At 67.6% G+C, this 25,479-nt stretch carries 15 protein-coding genes; 4 read left to right on the top strand and 11 right to left on the bottom strand.

Annotated elements, in window-relative coordinates; genetic code table 11:
• From ABE485_RS26095 to ABE485_RS26045, 11 genes are all read right to left on the bottom strand, one after another.
• On the bottom strand, nucleotides 1-3,144 hold the full coding sequence (locus tag ABE485_RS26095; RefSeq protein WP_346518147.1) for a T6SS effector BTH_I2691 family protein: 3,144 nt from the start codon (nucleotides 3,142-3,144) through the stop codon (nucleotides 1-3).
• Entirely contained in the window at nucleotides 3,141-4,088 is a 948-nt protein-coding gene (locus ABE485_RS26090) for a hypothetical protein (RefSeq protein WP_346518146.1), read from the bottom strand. Before ABE485_RS26090 ends, ABE485_RS26095 begins: the two co-directional genes overlap by 4 nt.
• Entirely contained in the window at nucleotides 4,085-6,796 is a 2,712-nt protein-coding gene (locus ABE485_RS26085) for a type VI secretion system Vgr family protein (protein ID WP_346518145.1), read from the bottom strand. The genes ABE485_RS26090 and ABE485_RS26085 overlap by 4 nt, the downstream gene beginning before the upstream one ends.
• A 17-nt stretch (nucleotides 6,797-6,813) precedes the next feature.
• Nucleotides 6,814-9,510 (bottom strand): type VI secretion system ATPase TssH, encoded by a 2,697-nt coding sequence (gene tssH, locus ABE485_RS26080; RefSeq protein WP_346518144.1) that lies wholly within the window; start codon nucleotides 9,508-9,510, stop codon nucleotides 6,814-6,816.
• Between the two features lie 22 nt (nucleotides 9,511-9,532).
• On the bottom strand, nucleotides 9,533-10,624 hold the full coding sequence (gene tssG, locus ABE485_RS26075) for a type VI secretion system baseplate subunit TssG (RefSeq protein ID WP_346518143.1): 1,092 nt from the start codon (nucleotides 10,622-10,624) through the stop codon (nucleotides 9,533-9,535).
• Entirely contained in the window at nucleotides 10,588-12,426 is a 1,839-nt protein-coding gene (gene tssF / locus ABE485_RS26070) for a type VI secretion system baseplate subunit TssF (RefSeq protein WP_346518142.1), read from the bottom strand. Before tssF ends, tssG begins: the two co-directional genes overlap by 37 nt.
• A gap of 51 nt (nucleotides 12,427-12,477) precedes the next feature.
• Nucleotides 12,478-12,963 (bottom strand): type VI secretion system baseplate subunit TssE, encoded by a 486-nt coding sequence (gene tssE / locus ABE485_RS26065; RefSeq protein ID WP_346518141.1) that lies wholly within the window; start codon nucleotides 12,961-12,963, stop codon nucleotides 12,478-12,480.
• A 67-nt stretch (nucleotides 12,964-13,030) separates the two neighbouring features.
• Nucleotides 13,031-13,534 (bottom strand): Hcp family type VI secretion system effector, encoded by a 504-nt coding sequence (locus ABE485_RS26060; protein WP_006226591.1) that lies wholly within the window; start codon nucleotides 13,532-13,534, stop codon nucleotides 13,031-13,033.
• 45 nt (nucleotides 13,535-13,579) lie between these two features.
• Entirely contained in the window at nucleotides 13,580-15,073 is a 1,494-nt protein-coding gene (gene tssC, locus ABE485_RS26055; RefSeq protein WP_346518140.1) for a type VI secretion system contractile sheath large subunit, read from the bottom strand.
• On the bottom strand, nucleotides 15,066-15,581 hold the full coding sequence (gene tssB, locus ABE485_RS26050; protein ID WP_346518139.1) for a type VI secretion system contractile sheath small subunit: 516 nt from the start codon (nucleotides 15,579-15,581) through the stop codon (nucleotides 15,066-15,068). The genes tssC and tssB overlap by 8 nt, the downstream gene beginning before the upstream one ends.
• A gap of 75 nt (nucleotides 15,582-15,656) precedes the next feature.
• Complete coding sequence (locus ABE485_RS26045; protein WP_346518138.1) at nucleotides 15,657-16,346, bottom strand: hypothetical protein; 690 nt, start codon at nucleotides 16,344-16,346, stop codon at nucleotides 15,657-15,659.
• 155 nt (nucleotides 16,347-16,501) lie between these two features.
• On the opposite strand from ABE485_RS26045, the gene tssJ reads away from it, so the two are divergent.
• The 4 genes from tssJ to tssI all read left to right on the top strand — a co-directional run.
• The gene (gene tssJ, locus ABE485_RS26040) at nucleotides 16,502-17,119 is read left to right on the top strand and encodes a type VI secretion system lipoprotein TssJ (protein ID WP_346518137.1); all 618 of its coding nucleotides are present in this window, start codon (nucleotides 16,502-16,504) and stop codon (nucleotides 17,117-17,119) included.
• A 91-nt stretch (nucleotides 17,120-17,210) separates the two neighbouring features.
• A complete protein-coding gene (gene tssK / locus ABE485_RS26035; RefSeq protein WP_346518136.1) occupies nucleotides 17,211-18,557 on the top strand; it encodes a type VI secretion system baseplate subunit TssK in 1,347 nt (448 codons plus the stop codon).
• 16 nt (nucleotides 18,558-18,573) lie between these two features.
• On the top strand, nucleotides 18,574-19,353 hold the full coding sequence (locus tag ABE485_RS26030; RefSeq protein WP_430795468.1) for a DotU family type IV/VI secretion system protein: 780 nt from the start codon (nucleotides 18,574-18,576) through the stop codon (nucleotides 19,351-19,353).
• A gap of 157 nt (nucleotides 19,354-19,510) precedes the next feature.
• Nucleotides 19,511-25,479, top strand: a 5,969-nt coding sequence (gene tssI, locus ABE485_RS26025) for a type VI secretion system tip protein TssI/VgrG (protein ID WP_346518135.1), incomplete at its 3' end; no start/stop codon positions are given.

The following is a 25,479-nucleotide window of genomic DNA, read 5'->3' as shown; positions in this document are numbered from 1 at the left end:
TCAGTCATTCGCTTTCACAAGATTTGAACCGCTGCCGCCCATCGGCAGCGAGCGGATGTCGGGCATGCGGTCCGGGTCAGGCCAGTACTCGACCTTGATGATCGCTTCCTGGAAGATATCATCGTCGACCAGCACCTCCGTGCGCAGGACCGCGCAGCCGTTGCTTACGTGGAACTGCACCGACTCGTCCCAGGGCTTGGCCGTGAATTCGATGGACTGGCTCCGATCCTTGCGGATCCAGCGCCAGGCATCCGCCCACCCCGGGCGAGACTCCATATTGTCGACGTATTTATCCACACCGTCGGCCCAGGTTTCCTTGGGCGGGCGGCCCTGCACAAACTGCGCATTGGACGGACCGCGCGGCTGCAGTTCGGGGTCTTGGGAACGCACAGATCCCTTGCTCGCCACCACCGCGCTGACACCCTGCCCGACGAGCTTGAGGTTGTACGCGTAGTCGCTGTGCTCGGAATAGCCCGGCATCACCACTTCCAGCACCAGGCGATCCCGGCCGAAGACCTCGCCCTGCCAAAGCCCCTTCCAGTCCAGCGTCACGCGCACGCCGAACACGGCGCGGTTGAACGCCTCCAGCTCGTCTTCGCGCGTTGGGTAGAGCTCGCGTTCTTCCACGTCTGTGAATTCCGCGGAGCGCATGCAGCAGCACGTGTACCAGATCTCCAGTTCGCTTTCCTTGGCGCTGTCGCCCCAGAACTTGAAGTACAGCCCCGCGGCCAGCAGGCACAGGCCCAGCGCGATCCAGCCCCACACGGGAATACCCAACAGCACGGTGCCGCCGCTGGTCAGGCCGACCATCGCGCTGCCAAAGCCCCCCGCGCCCGCCACCACGCCGGCCGTGCTGAAGGCGCCGCCCAGCGAAATCAGGGCCGTGGCGACGCCGGTCAGTCCGGACAGCAGCAGGAAGACGGAGGACGTCGCATAGGCGCTGCCCGCCTCGTAGTTCTTGACGTCGTACTGGTCGACGGCGCTCAGCGCATTGTTTGCGCCGTCGACGAACGTGGCGGCCGCCGCGAACACGGCGCCCGCCGTCCGCACCGCCGTCAAGCGCATGTTCAACTTCAGATTCATGGTGAAGGCCGTGTTGGCGCCCACGCGCGCGCCAATCCCGCCCGCCGTCACTTCGATCGCCACGCTGCCCACGCCCAGCACCCCCGACGTAATGCCGAACCAGGCTTTGCGCGCAGCCTTGGCGTCGTGCACGACCTGCGCCTTGCGCAGGTCCGACACCGATGAATAAAGCGCCACCAGCGTCATCACGCCTGTCGCGCCCGCATTGGCGCCGTCCTTGCTCTTTGCCCATTTGACGAGGCCCGCCAGCGGCGACATCGTGGGCGCGGGCAGGGCCAGCACCGGCGCCGGCGCCGGCAGCGAAAGCTGCGGCGACGCGCCTGCACCTGCGCCGGGCCGCGGACGCGCCGTGGCCGCGGCGTTCAATTGCGCGTCGACCTCTTCGGGAATGATGTAGTTGAGCGTGACCGGCGTGGAGCGCTCGGCCTGGGTGCCCATCCAGCCGGACTGCATATGCTTGTTGGCATAGATGCCGTTCCCGCCGCCTACCGTTACCGACGTCAGGTCCGGCTCCCAGACGATCTGGTGCATGTCCGCGATCATCCGGGGCAAGGTGGTGGTGTGCGTGCGCACCGCCATCACGATGTTCATGCGCGCCGACATCGTCAGCGTGACGCGCGCCGCGACGCGCTCGGCGATGGGGTCGCCCGCCAGGGTCAGCCGCAACAGCTGCGTCGCCATGAAACGGCCGATCGCCGCGCTTGCCGCCCTCATCGGCGGCAGTTGCCCCTTGGCCGCGCGCGCCTTGAGCCAGTCGTTGTAGCTCTTGATCATCTTGCGGACATTGGAGACCTGCTTCGAGATGACCTTGCCCTTGGCCTCGCGGTCCAGAAAGCCCAGCAGCTCGCCGTCGTTCGCCGCCAGCGCGCGCCAGATCGCCGCATACGTGCTTGAGCCGTCCTCGTCCTTCAGCGAATCGTCGATCGCCTTGTGTTCGCTTTCAATCGCGCCGGCGCCATCCACGCACAGCGCCATGTCGTCTTCCAGCCGTTCGCCGACCGCGGCGTCCTTGCACGAATAGGCCTTGAACGCCAGCCAGAGCGCCTCGCGGCCATACCACCACGCCCAGTCCTTGCCGGCCCCCTCGATCTTCTCGCGCATGCGGGCGATGGCGGTCTTGTTGTCGCTGAGCGTCTTGGCGACCTTGCCCGTATCCACGCGTTCGCGCAGGCGCCTGATCTCGTCGCCCGTGTTCCCCATCTGCTTTTGCAGGCCATCGATGATTTGCGCCACGCCCACTTCGCGCATGCGGGTGGGTTCCAGATGGTGTTCGGCCAGCTCCCCCATGCATTTATTGCGCCACGTCGACACGTCCGCCAGGATGCCCACGGGATCGCGCAGCGCCAGGACAATGCCGCCCTTGGGCGTCATCTGCCGCATCTTGGCCGCAACGGCCGCACCCTGCCCGCCGAACACGGTCACGGCCGGCGAGAGCGTATTGCCGAACAAGGTGGCGGCGCCCGGCGCGTCGCGGAACTCGATCGAATGCTTGGCCAGGTTGGCGCCGTCTTCCGCCACGCGGTAGCCGGTCTCGGGCTTGGGATGGCCGCCTGCCCACACCGCCTTGGCGTCCAGCTCCACCATGATCTTCTTGCGCCACCGCTCGTCGCGCGTCAGGTCGCGGCGGATGTCCCGCGTCCACCAGACACGCGAATATCCCACCCACACCGTGCGCGACGCATTGGCGGGCGCCTCGACGTTGATCAGCGTGGATTCCAGGCCGTGCCCTTCGCGCGTGCAGGTGAAGGTCGGCTGTTCCGTCGGGCGGTTGTCGTCGTCGACCGGCACTTCCTTCATCTGGCCTGTCGCCGTCGCCGCGAATGCGCGCCAGCCGTAGCTGCGGCGTGGATCCCAGATGTAGACATACCCGGCCGTGATGGCGCGCAGCATGTAGGCGCCCTGGCGCATGGTCTCGTAATACAGCTCCGGATCCATGTACACACCGTCCGGCAGGTCGTTCTTGCCGCCCGGCACATACGCGATCCGCATGGGCAGAATGGGCAGGCCCGGCCGGCCGCAGAACTTGCCCTTGCAGGGCAGCGCGTCGTAGTCAGTCGTCATGCTTGCAGATCCTCCCGTGCCTGCGCCTCTTGCGCAAACGCCTGCCAATCCTCGTCATCCATATCCTCGGCGGCGCGATACAGCCGGCCGCCTTCCTCGCGCACTTCGCGTAGCAACGCCGCGAACGAGGGCGCGCGCTCCAGCGGCGCGGCCAGGCGCACCCGCCAGGCGGCGAACAGCGCCACGTCCTCGTCATCGTCGATGCCGCAGGCAGCGCCGGCGTCCAGCGCACGCCGCACCGGCTCCAGCGCCGACGCCCCGTAACGCAGGCCGTCCGCGTTCAGCCGTTGCAGCACGGCATTGACGCGGCCCAGGCGCGCCAGGCGCGGCCAGTCCGGCGTCACGGTCTGCATCGGGCCGCGCGCATCCGGCAGCATCTGCCACCGTCCGAATCCGTCCACGCTCATCCACGCCGCGCCCGGAATCCACGAGGCCGGCGCCGTGCCCGCGTACAGCTCGCTTTGGAACTGCGTGGTGCGCGGGTCCCAGAACCGCAGGATGCGCACGCGCCCCTGCGTATCGCGCAGGCGCGCGCGCTGAATCAGGCGCCGCGCAACTTCCGCCAGCGGCAGATCCGTCGCCAGCCACGCCGACATCGAGCGTGCCCGCCTGGCGGCCGGCGCCGGGCGCACCGCTTCATCCACGGCCAGCCTCAGGCTGGCATTGACCAGGCGCTCGTGCCGCACTTCATCCGGCACTTCGGCCAGGTACAAGGGCGGCGCGCTCGCGCCCTGCGAAATCAGGTCGACCTCGCAGCGCGGCAGTCCGGCCGATGCGATCGCATCAGCCAGCGGGTCGGCCAGCGTCGAATCGCACAACAGCAGCACACGCCGGTCGGCGCGTCCGTCCAGCACCGCGCGCAGGCCCGCGATGGCGCGCTCGACGCCGGCTTCGGCGCCAGGCGTCCAGTACTCGGGGTGGCGAGGCGTCACGTCCATCGTCATGCCGCCAATGCGCCGCTGCCGGCCGCGTCTTCAAGCGCCGCGGCGCAGCCTTCCAGATCGCCCTGCGGCGGCTGCGCGGGTCCGGCGCCGCTTTGCGGCCCCACCCAGTTATGCACGCCCGCCTTCAGCTCCACCTTGCCGGGCGCATGCAGCTGGATGCCGCCGCCCTCGATACGCATATACGCCCCCGCGGCCGTCGCCAACACCTTCCTGGACGCGTTCACATCCACCGCGCCCTGCGCCGAGACCAGCGTCACCGCCTTCTCCGCCGCCAGCCGCATGCGCGCCTTCTGGCTCTGCAGCCGCAGCTTTCCGCCCGCCGCGTGCAGGCGGATTCCTTGCTCGTCCACCGCCCGGCCGCTGCCGCCCAGGCCCTTGGTGAACAGCACGACGCCTTGCGCCACGCACATCGCCAAGTTCGCGCCGGCCGCCCAGTTCACGTCAGGGGCGACTTGGCACAGCGTGGCGCCGGCCACCGTGTACGCGTTGTGCGGCGTGTATTGGCCGATCCCCCTGGGCGCGCTGACCTGGATGTGCGGCGCGGTGTAGGCCGGCACGCGGGCCTCGGCCTCCGCCTCTGCCTCGGCCTTGGTGCCTTCGATGATTTCGCGCACCGCATCCAGTTCGTTCAACGCGCGCGGCTTGTCTCCATCGCCCGGCAGCAGGGCGTCCTGGCGGCCGGCCGTGGCGGACAGCTCGCCGGCCTGCTCGATGGATTTTTCCATCTGTTTGATGGCCTCTTCGCTGTCCAGCAGGCCGCCCGCCGCCTCTTCGCGCTTGTCGGCGCTGATCAGCAGACCCTCACCGGCTCGCAAAGCCAGCGCTTCGCCCGTCGCGAGCTCGGCCCCATGGCCCAGGTCCGACAGCCGCTCGTTGTCGCGCTGCTGCTTCAAATGCCCCAGATTCAGCCGCGTCTCGGCCTGCGTGGTCGACGCCGTCAACCGCGACTGGCCCGGCGTGTCGTCCTGCACCAGCTGGTTGTAGCCGCCCATGCCCTGCCCGCTAGTAGCCAGCGCCTGCGTCTTGAAACCCGACATCACCACATTGTGCGCGTGGCCCGCTTCGCTGCCCGCGAACCAGGCGGGCGCGTTGCCCGTGGCCTTGGCCGCCCCGCCCTGCACCTGATTGTTCGCGGCGTTTTCGGTGCCCGCGCCGTTATATAGCGCGCCCACCACCACGGGCCGGTCGATATCGCCATGCAGGAACTGCACCAGCACCTCCTGTCCCAGACGAGGCACGAAATGCCCGCCCCAGTCCGCACCGGCCACGGGCTCCGCCACGCGCACCCATGTTCCCAGCGCCTCGCTGGCAGGCGCGTTGTCGTCGCCGGCCGGATGATCCTGGCGGTTGCTCGACGCGCTGCCGCGCTGCCAATGAAACTGGATCTTGATGCGGTGATCGCGGTCGGTGTGGACCGGATCGCCGGCGCCCACCACCAGCGCGGTTTGCGCGCCATGCACGGTGGGGCGCGGGTGCAGCCGCGCGCCATGGCCGTCCCGCGTGCTGGGCCGGTATTCGAGCGTGGCGGCGATGGCTTCGAAGCGGTTGCGATAGAAGTCCGCCTCGCCGTCCGGCTGCTCGCCCGCCGCGCCCAGGGCCTGCGCCACGGCCCGACCCAGGCTTTCGTCGAAATTGTTGCGCGCCTCGTGGCGCATGCCGATCACCACGAAGTCCGCGCCCGCGCCCTGCGACGGCCCCCAGTGGCCTGTCAGGGTAAAGCGCTGCCCCGGCGCCAACGTGCGCGCGGTGCCTTCGCCCTCGTACAGGGACTGGCGCACGCGTTGCGCCGCCAGCGCGTTATGCGCCAGGCGCTCGCCCTGCGCGCCGTCCTCGAACACATACTGCCCGGGATAATCCGAGTCGGCCAGCTCCATCGCATTGGCGAACTTGTCCTCGACCTGGGCGCTGACTCTGCGCGCCTGCATGGCGCGATAGTCCCACGTGGCCAGGCGCACGGCATTGGTGCGCCACGCACGGTGCTGGCGCCAGGCCTGGATGGAGTCCTGCTCCTCGGTCGCGTCCGCGCGCTGAAACGGAATGCTGTCTTGCGGGCCGGCTTCGAAGGCGCCGTTGTGGTCCGCGATGACGATCGTGTGGCTACCCGGCTCGCCCTCGCCGCCTTCATGCTCGACCCAATAGAACAGGCCCTCTTCCGCCAGCAGGCGCTCCACGAACGCGAAGTCGGTTTCACGGTACTGGATCGTCAGGCTGCGCTTGGCGTAGGCGTCGCGATCCTTCACTTCCCAGCGCCATTGGGGCGCCAGCGCGCCCTGGCCCTGGTAGTCGCCAAAAACGCTGTCGACGATATCGATCACCGACAGGTCCTGAAACGCGTAGCTGTCGCGCCGCTGGCGCAGCAGCGCCAGCCACGGTTCGATGCGCAGGCGGTAGCGTGCAAAGCCGCCGTTGGCGCCCTCGAACCGCGCCTCGGTCACCAGGCCGCACCAGACGCGGTGCTCGTCACGCCCCAGGGCGGTCTGCAGTTTCACCTGCGCGGCCTGGCCGATCAGCGACTTCAGCGGAATGTGCGCATCGTCGGACAGCGCGTCCACCTGCAGGACGAAGCCGCCATCGCTCAGGTGCTCCTGGCCTTGCAGCCGCTCCGCCAGCAATCTGTCCTGTCCCAGCGGCGTCGTCAGATCCAGCAGGCGGTCGGCCTGCGTAAAGCCTGCACCCAACAGGCTGGCGGCGGCGAGTTCAAGGGCCATGTCGACGTCTCCTCTCGTCAGCTCATCCGGAACCGGAACTCGCCGTTCTTGCCCGCCGTCACGCGGATCCTGGCGATGCCCTCACCCTGCGCCATGCGGCTGAGCACCTGCTCTGCAATTTCCGGCAACAGCGTTCCGTTCAGAATGTGGTCCACGTTGCGCGCGCCCGTATCCACCTCGGTGCAGCGCGCCAACACGGCTTCCACCAGCCCATCGTCCCATTCGAACGCGGCGCGGTGCGTGGCCTGGACGCGGCGGGCGATGCGCCCGAGCTTCAGGCCGATGATGCGCGCCAGCGAGTCGTCGTCCACCGGAAAATACGGAATGGTCTTCATGCGCCCCAGGAACGCGGGCTTGAATGCCTTGTACAGCTGCGGCGTCAGCAGCTCCGACAATTGCTCCGGCGACGGGCGCTCGTCGGCCGCCTTGTTCAGGCAGGCCTGCATGATGGTGCTGGACCCCACGTTCGACGTCAGGATGATCAACGTATTGCGAAAGTCGATCTCGCGTCCTTCCGCGTCATCCATCACGCCCTTGTCGAACACCTGGAAGAACAGCTCCAGCACATCGGGATGCGCCTTTTCAATCTCGTCCAGCAGCACCACGCTGTAGGGCTGGCGCCGGACCGCCTCGGTCAGGACACCGCCTTCGCCATAGCCGACGTAGCCGGGCGGCGAGCCCTTCAGGCCAGAGATGCTGTGGGCCTCCTGGTATTCGCTCATGTTGATGGTGACCAGCTTGCGTTCGCCGCCGTAGAGGATGTCGGCCAGCGCCAGCGCCGTCTCGGTCTTGCCCACGCCCGAGGGGCCGACGAACAGGAACACGCCCTTGGGCTTGTCCGGATCTTCCAGGCCGGCTCGGGCCGTGCGCACGCGCTGCGCAATGGCGTGCAGCGCGTGGTCCTGCCCAATGACCCGCTCGGCCAGCATGGGCTGCAGTTGCAGCACGGTGCGGATCTCGTCGTTCACCATGCGGCCCAGCGGAATGCCGGTCCATGCCGAAATGATCTCGGCCACGACCTGCGCGTCCACGCACGCGGGCACCAGCGGCTGCTCGCCCTGCAAGGCGCGCAGCTCGTCCATCAGGCCCGCCAGTCGCTGCTGCTCGGGCGTGAGCGGCGCGGGGGCCGGCTTGCGCCGACTCGCGGTGGGTGCGGCGGTTTCGGGTCCCGACGCATCCTGGCCTTTGGCCTCCAGTTCCGCGCGCAACGCTTGAATTCTTTCCACCAGATCCCTCTCGGCCACGTGCCGGCCTTCCGCGTCGGCAAGCGTCGCCTCCACCTCGGCGATCTCCCCGTCCAGCTCCGCCAGCCGCGCCTGGGGTGCGCCGGTGGCGGCCTCGCGTCGCAGCGACTCCCGTTCGGTGCGCAACCGCGCCAGGCGATGGCGCGCATCATCGATCAGCGCCGGCGTGGCGCTGCGGCCCAGCGCCACGCGCGCGCAGGCCGTGTCCAGCACGCTGACCGCCTTGTCGGGCAGTTGACGGCCGGTGATATAGCGGTGCGACAGCCGCGCCGCCGCGACAATGGCCTCGTCCAGGATACGAATGCCGAAATGGCCTTCCATCAGCGGCGCGATGCCGCGCAGCATCGACGCCGCCAGCGCGTCGTCCGGCTCCTCGACCTTGACGACCTGGAAGCGGCGCGCCAGCGCGGCGTCCTTCTCGAAATACTTCTTGTATTCGCTCCACGTCGTGGCGGCGATGGTGCGCAGTTCGCCGCGCGCCAGGGCGGGCTTGAGCAGGTTGGCCGCATCGTTCTGGCCCGCCTGCCCGCCCGCGCCGATCATCGTGTGCGCCTCGTCGATGAACAGGATGATGGGCGACGGGCTCTTCTTGACCTCGTCGATCACATTCTTCAGGCGGTTCTCGAACTCGCCCTTGACGCTGGCGCCCGCCTGCAGCAGGCCCAGGTCCAGCACCCGCAGCGTCACGTCGGCCAGGGCGGGCGGCACGTCACCCGCCACGATCCGCAGCGCCAGCCCCTCGACCACCGCGGTCTTGCCCACGCCCGCCTCGCCGGTCAGGATGGGATTGTTCTGCCGCCGCCGCGTCAGGATGTCGATCATCTGGCGGATCTCGGCGTCCCGGCCGATCACCGGATCGATCCTGCCTTCCCGCGCACGCTCGGTAAGGTTGGTGGTGTATTGATCCAGGGCCGGCGTCTGCGACAGCGCCGGCGCGGGCTGTCCCGCCTCGCCCTGCTCCGCCCCGCCATCGCCAAAGCCCACCGCCTGCCCCGCCTCCTCCGAGCCCTGCGTCAGGGCGGCGAAATCGTGCTTGAGCTCATCCAGCCGGAAAGATTCGAACAGCGGCGAGCCCCGCCGCGCCAGCTGCGCCAGGTCGGGTTCCGTCAACAACGCCAGCAGCAGATGCCCGGAGCGGATGCGCGTGGTCTGCGTATCAAGGGAAGCGATCAGCCACGCGTGCTCGAACAGTTTTGGCAGGTGCGCCGAAAACACGGGCGTGCGCGTATTGCCGTTCTTGAACCGGCCGATCTCGGCCTTCAGGTCCGCTTCCAGCGCATCGGTATGAATGTGGCAGCGCCGCGCAATGATGCTCACGTCGCTGGCCGGCTTTTCCAGGAGCGCCAGGAACAGATGCTCCAGGTCCACTTCGTAATGGCCTTGGGCCATGCACAGGCTGGCCGCGCGTTCGGCGGCCTGGCGGCAGGTCTGGTTCAACTTCCCGATCAAGGTCTTCAGCGGAGTGCCCATGAGTCTCTATGTTGTTGTGGGGTCAATGAATGGTGTGCAACTCGTAGCTGGCGTCATCGCGGTCTTCGCTTGCCGGCCCCGTGCACAGGAACGAGTTCCAGCCCAGCCGCGCCTCGCCGCCCTCGCCCAGCTGGCAGGGCATGACGCTTTCGCGCGACAGCACCAGCCGCACCTCGTATTCGAAGGTCATGCCGCCGAACATCGTCAGCAGCTTCTCCAGCGCCCGCGCGCGCTCGCCGCCCGGCAGGAAGTCGGCGAAAGCCTGGCGCGACAAGGGGCCGATCCACAACCGGATGCGCAGGTCGCGCTGCCAGATGCGGTCGCCTGCCAGCGCGGACACGCCCAGCACAGCGCCAGGCTGACCCAGCTGCGTACGGTTCTGCGGCGGCACGTCATACCAGCGGCCCACGAACTGCTCCACCCGCAGCGGCACGCCGAAGTAGTCCTGCAGCACCCGCTGCAGAAGCGGCGCCGACACCGGCCGCTGGCGCGCGGCCGCGGCGTAATGGGCCACGGACTCGTCGAACACCCGGCCCGCACCGTTGTGCAGCCGGTCGCGCAGCGCCGGATGGCCGATGCCGGCCAAGGACAGCAACAGCGGCAGGTAATGATGGTCCTGATCGGTTTCGTGCCGCAGCGGCATGCGGTACTTCTTCCAGGCGGCGTAGAACAGCGCCGCGGCCCGGTTCGAGAAAATATCGAAGAAGGCGCGCGCGCCCCGGTCGCGCCGCAGGCTTTCCCGGTTCGCCAGCATCTCGGAATAATGCAGCGGCAAAGCGCCCTGCGCGCCCAACAGGCCGAAGAAGGCCGGCGTCACATCGACGCGGCCCAGCCGTCCTTCGGCCACGGCGGCCTGGCGCGCCGCTTCGTCGGCCAGCACCTCGCCATTCTTGTCATACGCCACGGCGTCGACGATCTCGCTGGGCGGAAAGCCCAGCCCGGGCGCGTTGGGAAAGCGCAGATGCACAGGCACCGGGTGGCGGGTCGCCCCGCGCTCCTGCCGCGCAAAGCACTGCTCCAGCAAGCGCACCGCCTGGAAGAACTTGAAGCGCTGCGGCTCTGCCAGCAGCGCGTCCATCACGCTAGGATGGCGTCGCCGTTGCATGGGGGGCATCGTAGTAATTCCTCTGCGCCGCGGCGCGACAACACGACCAACTGCACGAAACTGTTGGCGTGCACGTACAGGCCAAAGAACCGGTTGATGACGGCCACGAAGGTATGCAGGCTCGTGCCCACGAAGTGATCTTCGTTGACGGTCAGCCGGATCTCGATCCCGCGCACAAACGTGGCGAAGGGCTCGCCCGGCATCCAGTGCGTGGCCGGCTTGTAGTCCAGGCCCACCAGGCCTTCGATCTGGCGCGCCGCCACCGCCGATCCCGACAGGTCGTACAGGCGCAGCGTCTCCTTTAGGGCGGGCAGGCCGCTTTGCACCAGAGACAGATGGTTCAGCGCCAAATGCGAAATCAGCCGCCAGTGCGCGGCGCGTCCCTGCTGGAACCGGTGCGAATGGGTCGGCCGGCGCAGCATCCGGATGGCGCGCGCGACGGTGCCCCCTTCCAGGAACAGGTCTCCGCCCGATTGGCCCACCGCGATTTGCGCCGGCAGGTCGCGATTGGTGCAGGTCAGGTCCAGGCTCAGGGTTTCGGTCTGCGGCACCGACGGATCGAAGTCGATATCGACGATCGAGATCTCGGTCTCGTAGCCCGGACTGCGCTGCGCCATCGCGGCGTCGCGCCGCATCGTCCAGTAATGGCCGGCGGACTCGGGCGACTCGCCGTGATGCAGCGAATAAAACGGCCGGAAATCCACCACCGCGTCGCCCAGGGCGTTCTGCCGCACCTGGCGCACGCGGTCGATGGAATAGACCTCGTATCCATAAGCGCGGCGCGCATCGGCCACCACCGGATACGATGCCGCCGCATGCGTCACGCGGATGGGATCGGCGCGCTGGGGGAACAGGTTCACCACCGGCGTGCAGCCCAGCCGCAGGTTGTCCGCCGACGTCGACTCCAGCAGCCGCGCCGTGTTGGAGTCGGCGCGCAGTCCGCTCACCGGCAGGTGCAGCGTGAATTGCCGCACGGTGCCCAGATAGGGGCGCAGCGCGGCCAGGTCGATGTCGACGAAATTGAATTTTTCGGAGAAAACGAAGTACTCGGCCAGCAGGCGATACGCAGGATGCGAGCTGGCCGGGAAATCGATCAGCGCATCTTCCTCGGCCAGTCCGACCTGCGCCAGCGGAATCGAGGCCAAACGGTCCCAGCGCCCGGGTTGCAGCTCGACATACGCCGCGGCCGCGCGCAGGAACAAGGCGTCGCGCAGCGCCGCCACGAACGACGGTTCGCCATGCAGGTAGATGCGAAGCCGGTCGATGCCCGGCATGCCGAAATGCTGGTTCTCCCCCAGGCAGCCCAGCGTTACCGACAGGCGGCCGGTGACGCCCGCCGGCAGCTTGGCCGTGGCCGGCGCGTTGGCGCTGGACACGAACCCGGCGCGTTGCACCTCGATCGGCGCCAGCGCGACCTCATAGGCCGTGCGGAAGCGGCAGGACACGCCGCGCACCGGATGGGATTTCAATTCGGTGCCTCGGCTGATGCGCACGGGCGCGGTCAGCTGGGCGCCCGCGCCGCCCAGGTCGAACTGGGCCACGCTGCAAGAGGGAAATGGCCGCAGGTAATGCGGATACATCACCTCGAACAGCGCTTCGGTGAATTCGGGGTAGTCGTCGTCCAGCTTCTTGTTGATGCGGGCGCTAAGCAGCGCGAACGACTCGATCATGCGTTCGACGTGCGGATCCTCGCACGTCTCGCCCGACAGCCCCAGCCGCGCAGCGATCTTCGGATAGCGTTCGGCGAAGTCGCGCGACGAGGTGCGCAAGAAGCCAAGTTCGCGCTCGTAATAGGGCAGCAGTTCTTCCATTGATGTCTTCCTGTCCAGCGCGCCGGAGCACCTGCACCACGGTTTGATGCGTCAGACCGTGGCCGGGCTTTTGGCCCAGCCCTTGGTCACGGAGTACTGCAAGGTCGACGGCTGCAACGTCGCGTCGAAGGTCACGGGCTCGTGGGCGGGCCCCACGTCCAGCATGGCCGTAATCGCGAAATACAGCACCGAGGTCGCCCGGCTGTCGACCTGCAGCATGACGCGCACATGCGTCAGCCTGGGCTCGTGCCGCGCAATCGCCTGTTCAAGCGAGCGGCAGATGAACTCGCGGTCGTAGTGGCTCGCCAGGCTCAGCCCGGAAAAGTCCGACAGTCCGTACGTCAGCAGCGAGCGCCGGCAGTTCGGGTAGCGCCGCAGATCGTCCTCGGTGAACACCATGCGGGTGTTCAGCAGGGCCTCGATGTCGCGCGCCACCGTCTCCTTCATTTCCTCGATCGACAAGCGGCGCAACGCATAGGGCGACTGGCCCTCCGCTTCGAACAGCTTGTCGAAGAGACTCGGTTCGAATCCTTTCATCGGGGCCTCAACCAAAAAAAGACGGCGACCCGGTCCGGGCCGCGGTCTTCCTGCCTGTCCAGCGCGATCAGACCGAGTAGGTCTTGTCGTTCTTGGTCAGGCTCCAGGCGCCCTGGGCGTTGCCGCCCTGATTGCCGCCCACCTTCTGCTGCGTGTACTTCCATTGCACGGCGGCATACTTCAGCGAGAAGGACTCGTGCGGCAGGCCTTCGGCAACCACTTCCGGCGCCACGCGCGCGATGATCACGTACTTCAGCTTGATCTCGAGGTACTTGACGCGGTTGCCCTCGCCGTCTGCCCGCAGGAAGTCGATGGTGACTTCGTCGAACGTGGTGCCGCCCGACGCGTGCTGATACAGCAGCGGGCTGACGACGTCCAGATCCTTGGTGAAGACCATTTCCCCATGTTCGGTCCGCTCGGCGGTATGGCCGCCCGACGTCGACGCGGTGGCCGAACGCGGCTGGATGATCTCGTGGCGCCACGAGCTGACTTCGATCCAATCCGGGTGGTCCTTGTCTTGCGACTCGCCCTTGAGCGCCGGATTGCCGAACTTGACGTAGATGTCCTTCATTGTTGATAACCTCTTTTAATGGATGAGTTGTCAGTGCAATGACGCTCAGGATTTCTGAGCCTGGGCCGGAAGTTCGGCAACCAGGCGCAACGAAATCGAGAGTTCGTCAAGCTGGAAATGCGGCCGCAAGAACGCCACGGCTCGGAAAACGCCGGGACGACCGGGCACCTCGGCCACTTGCACCGAAGCTTCGCGCAGCGGGAACTGCGCCTTTTGTTCCTGCGTCGCGTTGTCGTCCAGCAGCACATACTGCGATACCCAGCGATTCAGGAAACTCTCTACGGACTGCGCCGACGCGAAGCTGCCGATCTTGTCGCGCATCATCGCCTTCAGGTAGTGCGCCACGCGCGATACCGAGAAGATGTACTGCAGCTGCGCCGACAACACCGCGTTGGCGTTGGCGCTGTCCGTGTTGTACTTCTTGGCCTTCTGCACCGACTGGGCGCCGAAGAAGGCTGCGTAATCCGAGTTCTTGCAATGCACCAGCGGAATCAGCCCCTGGTCGCTCAGTTCTTTTTCGCGGCGGTCCGTGATGGCGATTTCGGTCGGGCACTTGAGCGCGATTTCACCATCGTCCGTCTTGAACGTGTGCGTGGGCAGGTTCTCGACCAGCCCGCCGCCTTCCACGCCACGGATGGCCGCGCACCAGCCGAAGTCGGCGAATGCCGCCGTCAGGCGGGCACCAAAGGCCCACGCGGCGTTGCACCAGAGGTATTTGGAATGGTCGGTGCCGTCCACGTCCTCGACGAAGTTGAAGCCTTCGACCGTGGTGCCCTCCACCGGGTCGTACGGCAGGCGGCCGAGGAAGCGCGGCATGGTCAGGCCGACATAACGCGAATCTTCCGAGTCGCGGAAGCTGCGCCACTTGGTGTATTCCACCGTGTCGAATACCTTGGCCAGGTCGCGCGGGCGGCCCAGGTCGGCAAAGCTGTCCAGCCCCAGCAGCTCGGGCGAGGCCGACGCAATGAACGGCGCGTGCGAGGCGGCAGCCACGTGCGACATCTGCTCGATGAAGTACATGTCCTCGGGCTGGCGCGTGATCTCGAAGTTGCCCAGCAGCGCACCGAACGGAGCGCCGCCGAACGTGCCGAATTCCTCTTCGTACACCTTCTTGAACATCAGGCTCTGATCAAAGTCGATCGCCGTCTGGAAGTCGCGCACCAGGTCGCGCTTGGTGGTGTTCAGCACCTTGATCTTCAGCATCGGGCTGGTGTCGGTTTCCTGGCACAGATAGTGCAGGCCGCGCCAGGTGCTCTCCAGCTTCTGGAACTCGGGCGCGTGCATCACTTCGCTGAGCTGGGCCGAGATCAGGCGGTCCAGTTCGGCGACGCGCGCGTCCAGCATGGCCGACAGGTTGTCCGACACCACCACGGTGCCCTTCATGACTTCGCGCACCAGCTCGCCAATGATGTCCTTGGCGCGATCATGCTCGGCGGTGGATTTGGCGACGCGGCTTTGCTCGACGATCTGGTCCAGCAGCCCGCTCTGCGCTTCGGCGGCGTTGGCGGCGGTGTTTTGCGCGGCGGCGGAATTACTCATTGCGGCCTCCCTTGTCGGTCTCGCTGGTCAGCTGTTGCAGCTTCTCGGTGCTGGTCAGCACTTCGCCCAGCAGGTCTTCGAGCTTGTCGTTGCCGGCGAGCTTGTTGCGCAGATCGGCCAGCTTGGTGCGGATGTCCAGAAGCTCGCGCAGCGGATCCACCTGCTGCACCACGGACTCCGGACGGAAATCCTCGATGGAACGGAATTTCATGTCGACGCCGAACGTGCCGCCCTCATCGGTCAGGCGGTTCTTCACGCGATACGCCGCGCGCGGTTCCAGCCCGCGCATCACATCGTCGAAATTATCGACATCGATGTTGACGAACTTGCGGTCCTTCAAGCGGGGAAGCTCGGCTTCGGACTGCGCCGAAAAATCGCCCACCACGCCCACCACAAAGGGAAGCTCCTTCTGTTCGATGGCGTCGCCCTTCTCCACGTCATACGTGAGCTGAACGCGCGGCGGACGGACTTTCTGCAATCGTTTCTGAACGCTTTCTTTCTTGGCCATGGAAGGCTCCGTGCAAAGGATCTTGTCTGTCGGTCAGGGGCACGCCGCCATGAGGGCGGCCCGCTCCCGGGCGAATCACTTGGTCAGCAGGTCGCCGAACGGATTCGGCGCGCGGTTGGGCTGCTGGGCGGGCGGGTTGGCGGGTTGCTGCGGGGACGGCTGGGCGGCGGGCGTACTGGCGGGCCCGCTTGCAGGCGAAGTGGAAGGCGTGGTCGTCGGCTGCGCCGCAGCGGCCGCCGAGGTCGGTGCCGGGGTGCCTGCCACGGGGTCCTTGCGCGGTTGGCGCGGGCGCGGCGGCGGACGTTTTCCTTCAGGAAACAGCACGTCCTGGCCCAGCGTTTCGCGCATCGACGCGGCCAGCGCCACGGCGTCCGCACGGGCATTGCCAGCAAGCAGCGCGTCGGCGCGCAGGTCGGCGAGCGACTGCATGGCCACGCGCAGGCCGCCCACGGCGCGCACCGACTTGGCCACAAAATCATCCGGATCGCGGTTCAGGGTTTCATCGGCGGCCACGATCGCCTCGCCGTACTTCTGCTGGTCGAAGCGGATCTTCGCAATGTAGGACCAAGGCTCGCCCTTGGACGGATTGCGCTGGGCGATCTCCTCAAACTGCGCGACAGCCTGGTCGGCCCCCTTCTGTTCCAGCGTCTTTTCCGCTGCGGCCAGGGATTGTTTGTATTCGGCTTCCGACTGCGGCTTTACGGACGCGCAGCCGGCCATCAATGCAACGACACCTGCGATGACAACGAGGCGGGGAAAGGGCATTTTTAAGCACCTAGCAAGGTTGTAACTAGGGGCCGTATTTCAACAACCTTTTGTTAGTGCAGCGCTACAGCGAGTGTCTTCATGTTACTTGCATCGAATTTGCACGCATCATGCCGCGATCTGTATTGCTTCACACACTTCCGGTATAAAGAGCCATGTCCAAACATATCCATTTATCACGTTTGTTCGCAGTGACCTTGAGCTTGCTTGCAAGCGCCGCCGTTACTGGATGTGCGGCCGTTTCGGCCATTGGCGCAGTCGCCGGATTGACGGGCAACGCGATGGAGATGGCGGGCCTGAAAAAGCCCGAAAACGCGCCTGTGGAAGTGAAATTGGCGATTCACGCCGGAGAAAATTTGAATGCCGGCGGCGGTCAGGCGATGGCGGTAGTTACAAAAATATACTACCTGAAGAATCCTGAGCAATTCCAGCGTGCGCCGCTCACGCAATTGATAGACACTGCCGGGGAGAAAGCGGCGCTGGGCGAATCGCTGCTGGGTGCGCGCGAGCTCACGCTCACGCCGGGACAGCGTTACGAAACCGTCGAAAAAGTCCCCAAGCAAGCGGATTACATCGCTGTCGCCGGCCTGTTTTACGCGCCCGCGCCAATGCGTTGGAAGTATGTATTCAAGGTTGAAGACGCGGAAGACAGCGGCATCGTCCTGGGCGCGCACGCGTGCGCGCTGACGGTGGCCACAGGCAACCCCACGTTGCCGGTGGGCATACCCAGCTACGACCCGTCACGCTTATCCGGCGTGCAGTGCCCGGGTTGAAGCGCATCGTGGCAAACCGCCGTTCATCCAACCCTTCTATCTATATATAGCGACATAGAAGCCAAGAAAGACGAAAGAGGGAGCGCCTATTTTGAGTTACTCAGCCAAAGTCCTTTGGGGCGAAGGTTTGTTCCTGCGTCCGCAGCATTTCCAGCGGCAGGACGCGTATCACGAAGACCGGCTGGCCGAGATGGCCCGAGTGCTGCATCCCTATGCGTGGGGCCTGCGGTCTGCGCGCTTCGATGCCTCGGCGCTCGCCAATGGCATGTTGCGCGCCACCGAAATGAGCGCCGTGTTTCCGGATGGCGAACTCTACAGCGCGCCGCATGGCGATGAGCTGCCCCCGCCCGTTGCGCTGACGGCGCTGGATGGCGTGAGCGAAGCCGTTTTCTATCTGGCCATCCATCCACTGAAGGCGATCGGCGGCAACTACCGCGACGCCCAGGCCACGGGCAGCTTCGACACGCGCTACACGCACAACAATACGCCCGCGCCCGATCTCTACACCGGCGCCACCACCGCCGAACTGGCATTGCTGCGCAAAGATGTGCGCCTGATTTCCGAGTTCGAACCGCGTGACGAACTGCTGGCGATCCCCGTGGCCCGCGTGCGACGCACGGCCAGCGCAGGCTACGAACTGGACACGACCTTCATCGCGCCCAGCCTGTCGCTGACCGCATCGGGCGCGCTGCACGAACAATTGCGCCGGCTGCTCGACGCCCTGCAGGCCAAGGTCAACGCGCTGTACGGCTTTCATCGCGAACCCAGCAAGAACATCATCGAGTTCCGCTCGGGCGACGTCGCCTCGTTCTGGCTGCTGCACACCGCCAATGAAGCCTATGCCACGCTGTCGCACCTGTTCCATCACCCGCAGCTGCATCCCGAACGCCTGTTCCAGGAGCTGGCGCGGCTGGCAGGCGCGCTGATGACGTTTTCGAAGGTGCACACGCTGGCGGATCTGCCGGTGTATCGCCACGATGCGCCCGGACCCGCGTTTGCCCGCATGGACGAGATCCTGCGCGACCTGCTCGAAACCGTGATCTCGACGCGTTACTTCTCCATCGTTCTCGAAGAACTGCGCCCTTCGTTCCACACGGGCCGGCTCGACTCCGAAAAGCTCGACGAAACCACCTCGCTGTACCTGGCGGTCCAGGCCGCGATGCCCGCCGCGGAATTGTCGGAGAGCGTGCCCATGCGCTTCAAGGTGGGCGCGCCCGAGGATGTGGACAAGCTGGTGCTGTCCGCCATGCCGGGTGTGCCGCTCGCCTACACGCCGCAGGTGCCGCCCGCCGTTCCCGTCAAGCCGGGCGCCATCTATTTCGCCCTGCAGGCGCGCGGCTCGCTGTATGACCGCATGCTGCAGGCGCGCAGCATTGCCATCTATGCGCCCGCCGGAATTCCCGAACTCAAGCTGGATTTGATCGCAGTGACCCGCTGACAGGAAAGACACCGCCATGACCGCTGACGCCCCTTCCCTCATGCCTGGCGCAACGCTGCCGCCGCGCGCGGCAGAGTTTCACGCGAGCCGCCCCGCCAGGTCATTGCTGGATCTGCTGTATGACGGCTTCCTGATGCTGTTCCTGCTCAAGAGCGGGCAGGAACCCACCGACGCGGCCGCCTTTTCCGCGCACGTGCAGCAGTTCCTGGCGGACTACGAACGCGCGGCCAAGAAAATGGACATAGCCGCCGAGGACGTATACGCCACCAAATACGCGTTCTGCGCCGCCGTGGACGAGACCGTGTTGAATTCCCGGTTCGCGATTCGCGACGCCTGGATGCTGCAGCCTTTGCAGTTGACGCTGTTCGGCGAACAGCTGGCGGGCGAGAACTTTTTCAACCGGCTCGAAGACCTGCGCGCACAGGGCGCGCCGCGCCTGCAATCGCTGGAGATCTATTACATGTGCCTGCTGCTGGGGTTCCAGGGCAAGTACCTGATCGAAGGCCAGGAGAAGCTGGGCTATCTGACGGCGCGGCTGGGCGACGAGATCGCGCTGTTGCGCGGCAAGCGCACCGGCTTCGCGCCGCACTGGCCGCTGCCCGACAAGGTGGCGCACACGCTCAAGCGCGACGTGCCACTGTGGTCGATCATGGCGCTTTTCGCGTTGCTGGGCCTGCTTGCATTCCTTGGCATGGGCCACTTCCTGAACACCGAGATGCAGACCGCGATGGCGCCCTATCACGACATCGTCAAGCTGGGGCCGCGCGCCGCACATTTGACGATTTCGCTGCCCTAGGGGCAGCAAAGCAGAATCCGCACGGCCCGCGCGTATCCCGCCATCCGCGCAAAAGCAGCATTCCGCGCGGGCCGCGCACGCAAGCCTCCGTCCCTTCCGGCGCACCCCGCGCGCCTTCGGCTCCGCCGATCGAATACCGCCCAGCCCTATGAACGCCTTGCCTTCTAATGCCCCGGCCTACTCTTCGCTGAACATCGCCACCCTGTCGCAAAACGCGCGCCTGCTGCGCCTGACCACCGCGTTGGACGCCGAGCTGCTGGTCGAGCACATGAGCCTGCGCGAAGGCGTATCGCGCCTGTTCAAGCTGACGCTGGATTGCCTGGCGGCGAGCGCCGAACTGGACGTGGCGGCCTTGCTGGGCAAGGAGATCACCGTCAGCCTGCTGCAGGCCGATGGCTCGATGCGGCGCTGGCACGCCGTGGTGGAAGGCGCCGACGCGCTGGGCGCCGACGGCGGCCTGGCTCGCTACCGCCTGCACGCCGCGCCATGGATGGCCGCACTGGCCTTGCGCCGCGACAGCTTCGTCTACCAGGACCTGTCGGTGCAGGACATCGTCAGCGAGGTGTTCTCGGATTATCCCCAGGCGGCGTTCGCCTTCGAGCTTGCCGACGCGCCCGCACCCCGTCCCCTCTGCACGCAGTACCGCGAGTCGGACCTGGAGTTCGTGCAGCGCATCCTGGCGGAGGCCGGCTTGTGCTACCGCTTTGAACACCAGCAGGACGACGGCCAAGGCGCCGGCGGCGGCGCGCGCCATCGCGTGGTGATCTTCGACGCGGACGCGGCGCGCCCGGAAGACCCGTCGTCGCCACTGCGTTTTCATCGCAGCGACGCCACGGAAACCAGCGACAGCATCACGCAATTTGGCGCCGTGCAGTCCGTGCGCCCAAGCGGCGTGGCCCGCGCGGCCTGGAACGAACGCGCGTTGACGGCGCATGCCGCCCAATCGCAATCGCAGGTCCGCGTCGAAGCGCTGCCCGTGCTCGAGGACTACGATTACGCGGGCCACGGCCGCTATGCCGATGACGACGCCGCCGAACAGAGCGTGGCGCGTTCGCTGCGCGCGCACGAGTCGCGGCTGGTGCGGTTCGAGGGCGCCGGCACGGCCCGCTCGCTTGCCCCTGGCCGGGCTTTCGCATTGAGCCAGCACGACCGCTACGCGCAAGGCGGCGGTGGACAGGCCATCGATGAGCTTGCCGGCAATCGCTATGTCCTGATCGACGTCACGCACGAAGCCACCAACAACCTGGGCAGCCAGGCCGCGCAGGTCTTGAACATGCCGGACATGGAACGCGGCACCTATCGCAACCGGTTCAGCGCGCAGCCAGAGGCGGCGGCGCTGATGCCAGCCTGGCGCGCCCGTCCCACCGCGCCCGAAAGCCTGGCCGCCGTGGTGGTCAGCGCCGGCGATGCCCCCATCACGTCAGACCGCGACCTGCGCGTGAAAGTGCAGTTCCCGTGGCAACGCGGCGAAAAGCCGCTGACGGGCGGCCTGCCCCATCGGACCCATGGAGACGCCAGCGGCAACGCGCCCGGCGATGATCGTTCGGGCACCTGGCTGCGCGTGGCCAGCGCCCAGGCCGGGCCGAACTGGGGCGCCCACCATCTGCCGCGCGGCGGCACCGAAGTCATCGTCGAATTCATTGATGGCGATATCGACCAGCCTGTCGTGGCGGGCCAGCTCTACAACGACGCGGACCTGCCTCCCTGGTCCGCGGGAGAGAACGGCGACGCCAACCACGCGGGCGTACTGAGCGGCTGGCATAGCCAGGGGCTGGATGGCGCCGGCCGCAACCAATGGGTCTTCGACGACACCAAAGGCAAGCTGCGTACGCGCCTGGCCAGTTCCACCGCGGCCACGCAACTGGGACTGGGCCATCTGGTGGAGCAGCACCTGGACGACGCCAGCCGTGGTCCGTGGCGCGGCACAGGTTTCGAGCTGCGCTCGGACGCCTGGGCCGTGCTGCGCTCGGGCCAGGGCATGCTGGTATCGGCCACGGCGCGCGAACAAGGCAAGTCGACCCAGGCCGATGCGCAGGAAGCGCTGCTGCTGCTGCGTGGCGCGCAGGACGCCTCGCGCCGGCTCAACGACAGCGCACGCCAGCATCAGGCGCGGCCCCTGGCCGCTGCCGAAGACTACGACGAGCTTCTCAAGGCGCTGGACCCGGAGCAGGACGGCCGTTACGCGCGCCAGGTCAATGGCCAGGCCGCGGGCAAGGCGCTCAACGGCCAACGCACGGCCGACGCCAACATCGAACGCATCAACGGCCCGCACCTGCTGGTCGATGCGCCGAACTCGCTGAACCTGGCCACGCCGGCCAGCGCCGTGCTGCACGCGGGCGAACATCTGCATGCCACCGCGCAATCCGATGCGCACGTGGCCGCTACGCAGACGTATGCCGCCGTCTCGGCCAAGTCCGCGAGCGTGTTCGCGCAGCAAGGCCCGCTGCGCGCGATCTCGGCGCAGGCGCCCGTTTCCCTGCATGCGCATACCGACATTCTGGAGGCGCTGGCCGGACAGGACATCACCGTGACCTCGTCGGCCGAGGGCATCGAGATTCTCGGCAACCAGCGCGTCACCCTGCAGGCGGCTGGCGGCAGCGTCACGCTCGATGGCGCGGACATCGTGTTCAAGGGTCCCGGCCTGTTTTCGGTCAAGGGCGCGACGCACAACTTCGTCGGACCCGGCAGCGATGCCGCCAGCCTGCCCGCCTTGCCCAGCACGACCGTCGATGATCCGCTTATCGTGAGTGCGGAGCTGGTGCACAAGGACGGCGTCATGGCCGCGGCCGCCAAGAAGGCCGGGACGAGCCTGATGGCGGGCTTCGGCGGCGCGGCTGGCGCAGCAGGCACGGCCACGGGCCTGGGCGGGTTGGGCGATATGGTGCCGAGCGGCTTGAGCGAATTGGGCAAGACCGCCGCCGGCGCAGCCGGCAAACTGTCGCAACTGGCCGGCCAGGCAAATACGCTGGCCAGCATGGCCAAGAATCCGATGAGTGCGCTGTCGGCCGCCCCCGGGCTGCTGGGCGGCGCCAGCCCTGCGGTCGGCGGCCTGCTGGATACGGCAAAGAACACCATGGGCCTGGTGTCGCAAGCGCAGGCCATGGTCGCGAATCCCCTGTCGGCGCTTCCGGCGGCCAAGGGTCTGCTGGGTACGGTAGCGCCGGGCGCAGGCGGCATGCTGGACGGCGCCGCTTCCGCCGCGGGCGCCGTTTCCAAGGCGGCTGAACTCGTCAAGAATCCGATGTCCGCCCTTCCCGCTGCAACGGACATGCTGGCGTCCGTCGCGCCCGAAGGCGCGTCCAAGATGATCAGCAGCGCGGCGGGACTGGCGGGGATAGGAGGCGGGACCGCCGGCGTTGATGCCGGTGTGGGCGCGGGGACTGGATTGGGTTCTGGCGCTGCCGGCGCAAGTGGTGGCGCGACCGGCGCGGCCAGCGCTGTCGATAGCGCAGGGACAGGCGTACGGGCGCCGGCCGTGACCGGCGCTGTCGACGGTTCCGGGGCCGCTTCAGGCGCAAGCACCGCTGCCGGTGCTGCGGGCGGCGCAGACGCCCCGGCGACGGTCGCGCAAGCCTCGCCGGCATCGCCGCCGGCATCGCCGCCGGCCAGCGCAGCATCGGCCGCGCCGGCAGCATCCACAACCGGGACCGGCACGAACGGCGCGCAAGGCAACGCGATGACCGCAACCGCGTCGCAACCCGCGGCGGGCTCGCCGGCCGCCGCCAACACGACCACGACGGCCGACGCGACTGCCACGTCTGCGCCTGCGTTGGCGCCGGCTTCCGCATCGACATCGGCATCTATGCCCGGAACGGCCGCGCCGACTGCGACAGCTTCGGCCAGCGCCGCGAACGCCGCAACGCCTGCACCGCTCAACGGCGCAACGCCGGTGCAAGCCGCCAAGACGTCCGCGACCACCACCCCGGCCACAGCTGCATCCACTGCTTCTTCCCCGGGAGCGGCGGCCGGCGCTGCCGCCAATACTCTGCCAACGGGCGCCGGTGCCGGGCTGACCGCCAGCACTGCGGGGGCTGACACTGTCGCGGGCCTGACGGCCAGCACAACAGGCGCTGGCACTGTCGCGGGCCTGACCGCTGGAGCAGATGGCGCGAATCTGTCCGCTGGCGCCGCGGACATAACCACAACGGCAGGCCTTGGCTCCGGCGCCCTGGACGCAACGGCTGGCGCAGGACTTGCCAGCGGCGCAACAGGCGCGAGTACTGCCGCGGGGATCTACTCTGAAACGACGGGCGCGTCTGCTGTCGCGGGTCTCGGCGCTAGCGCAGCCGGTGCAAGCGCTGGCGCGGGTCTCGCCCCGGGAATATCGGGCGCAACGGCTGGCGTCAACCAGATAGTCGCAGAAGCAGACGTGAACACGGAAGCTGATGTACTCGCCCATGCAACCGGCGCAAGCAGCGGCTCGAGCCTTGCCACAGCGGCGACCGGCGCCAGCAACGCAGCGGGCTCGGCTGTCAGCGCCGCGGGCACCTATGCGGGCGCAGGTCTCGCCGCCAGCATCGCCGGCGGCAGCAGCGTCGCCACGAGAGCCTTGGCGCAAGGCAATACCGGCGCTTCTTCCTCCGGCTCCACCGCGCCCGCCGCGCAGGCGTCGGACCCCATCCCTTCAGTGGACGACGCGCTCCAGGCGCAGCGCGTCTCGGAGCCGAAGGCAAGCGGCGAATCGGCGGCAGCTGTCGCCTTGAATTCTCGTCCGGCCGCATCCGACGCCACCATGGCTGCCGCGGATTCCGTGAGCGGCACGCTGCGCGCGTCTTCTTCCGCCACGACCCGCTCCGCCGCGCCGGAAGTCTCAGCTTCAGGCATCCAGACCTCGCCTTCCCTGGGAGGCCACCCCGCCGACCTCTCGTTGCTGGATGCGAACCGCACGGACACGTCGGGAGCAGCCCCTGACATGCTGGCCGCATTGGCCGGCGCGATGGCGGCGGCCGGCGCCTCGCGGGCCCACGTCCACAGCGACAGCCGTCGCGCCGATGCCCCGCGCAGCGCTGCGCCTGGCGCCGTTGCCCCCTTGGCAAGCCCCGCGACCGGCGGCACGACGACGCATGCCGATGCCGCGCCTGCCGATGCCAAGCACCATCCGCCGTCCGAATCGACAGAAGCCGCGCAAGCCGCATTGAGACTGTTCGCCGCAAGCCGCGCTGGTCATTCCTCCGCGACCGCGTTGCCGTCCTCCGGCACACCGGCCTCCGCCGGCGCCGCCCATCCTGCGCTCCCGCCGCACGATTCGAAGGCAGGCAACGCGCAAGACGAATCGAGCAAGGACGACGCCACGGCGCGCCCGACCGCGCTGCCGAATGCAGCATTGCTTGCGTCGCTGGCCGCAGGCGCGGGCAGCCTGCTCAGCGCCACGGCGTCGGCCGCCAGCGATGCCGCACAACGGGTTTCCGCCGCATCCTCGACGAATGGCGGCTTGCCCACGGCGCCGGACTTGCCGTCCATCGCTTCGCAATCCGGCGTGACCGCTCCCGGGATATCCACAAGCGGCGCCCTGAGCGGCGATTTGTCGACGCCCACCACCGCCTCGGCACAAGGCGACGCGGCCGCCGCGGTGTCCGCATCCGGCTCGTTGACGCAGAGCGCGCCCACCCTCTCGGCGTCGAGCGCCATGCCGGGCGATCCGCCTTCCGCGCTGGACATGTCTGGCGCGACGCCCGGTGCGGCTTCGGCGCCAGGACCGGATGCCGTCATGCAGGGAAGTCCTTCGGTCTTTGGATCCGACCCCGTGTCGAACGGTGCGCCCGCGATGCCGGGTTCGGATGCGGTTTTGAACGGTGCGCCGTCGATCTCCGCGTCTGACGCCGTGATGCAGGGCGCGCCCGCGATGCCGGCATCCGATGGCGTGCTCAACACCGCGCCATCCCTGGCGGGAGTATCCGCGCAAACGCCGGGCTTCGTCCCGGGTGCTGGCGCGGCAGGGCTGCCGCAAGCCGGCGGCGTGCCCGGCATGGAGCCAGGGGTTGGTGCTGGCATCGCCGGTGCGGGCACCGGTGTCGCCGCTGGCGCCGCGACGTCAGGCAGCGGCGCTGCTACGGCTGCCACACCGGCCGTCGCCGCCGGAGCAGGAGCCGCGGCGGCAACAGGCACGGACGCGGGAGTCACTAGCTC

The organism is Achromobacter spanius, from assembly GCF_039673305.1.
GTDB lineage: Bacteria > Pseudomonadota > Gammaproteobacteria > Burkholderiales > Burkholderiaceae_B > Achromobacter > Achromobacter spanius_F.
The sequence above is the reverse complement of the archived record's forward strand: the minus strand, read 5'-3'. Positions and strand labels throughout refer to the sequence as shown.

Coding starts and splice junctions, on each gene's coding strand:
- ABE485_RS26095 (WP_346518147.1), bottom strand. CDS start 3,144: ATGACGACTGACTACGACGCGCTGCCCTGCAAGGGCAAGTTCTGCGGC.
- ABE485_RS26090 (WP_346518146.1), bottom strand. CDS start 4,088: ATGACGATGGACGTGACGCCTCGCCACCCCGAGTACTGGACGCCTGGC.
- ABE485_RS26085 (WP_346518145.1), bottom strand. CDS start 6,796: ATGGCCCTTGAACTCGCCGCCGCCAGCCTGTTGGGTGCAGGCTTTACG.
- tssH (WP_346518144.1), bottom strand. CDS start 9,510: ATGGGCACTCCGCTGAAGACCTTGATCGGGAAGTTGAACCAGACCTGC.
- tssG (WP_346518143.1), bottom strand. CDS start 10,624: ATGCCCCCCATGCAACGGCGACGCCATCCTAGCGTGATGGACGCGCTG.
- tssF (WP_346518142.1), bottom strand. CDS start 12,426: ATGGAAGAACTGCTGCCCTATTACGAGCGCGAACTTGGCTTCTTGCGC.
- tssE (WP_346518141.1), bottom strand. CDS start 12,963: ATGAAAGGATTCGAACCGAGTCTCTTCGACAAGCTGTTCGAAGCGGAG.
- ABE485_RS26060 (WP_006226591.1), bottom strand. CDS start 13,534: ATGAAGGACATCTACGTCAAGTTCGGCAATCCGGCGCTCAAGGGCGAG.
- tssC (WP_346518140.1), bottom strand. CDS start 15,073: ATGAGTAATTCCGCCGCCGCGCAAAACACCGCCGCCAACGCCGCCGAA.
- tssB (WP_346518139.1), bottom strand. CDS start 15,581: ATGGCCAAGAAAGAAAGCGTTCAGAAACGATTGCAGAAAGTCCGTCCG.
- ABE485_RS26045 (WP_346518138.1), bottom strand. CDS start 16,346: ATGCCCTTTCCCCGCCTCGTTGTCATCGCAGGTGTCGTTGCATTGATG.
- tssJ (WP_346518137.1), top strand. CDS start 16,502: ATGTCCAAACATATCCATTTATCACGTTTGTTCGCAGTGACCTTGAGC.
- ABE485_RS26030 (WP_430795468.1), top strand. CDS start 18,574: ATGACCGCTGACGCCCCTTCCCTCATGCCTGGCGCAACGCTGCCGCCG.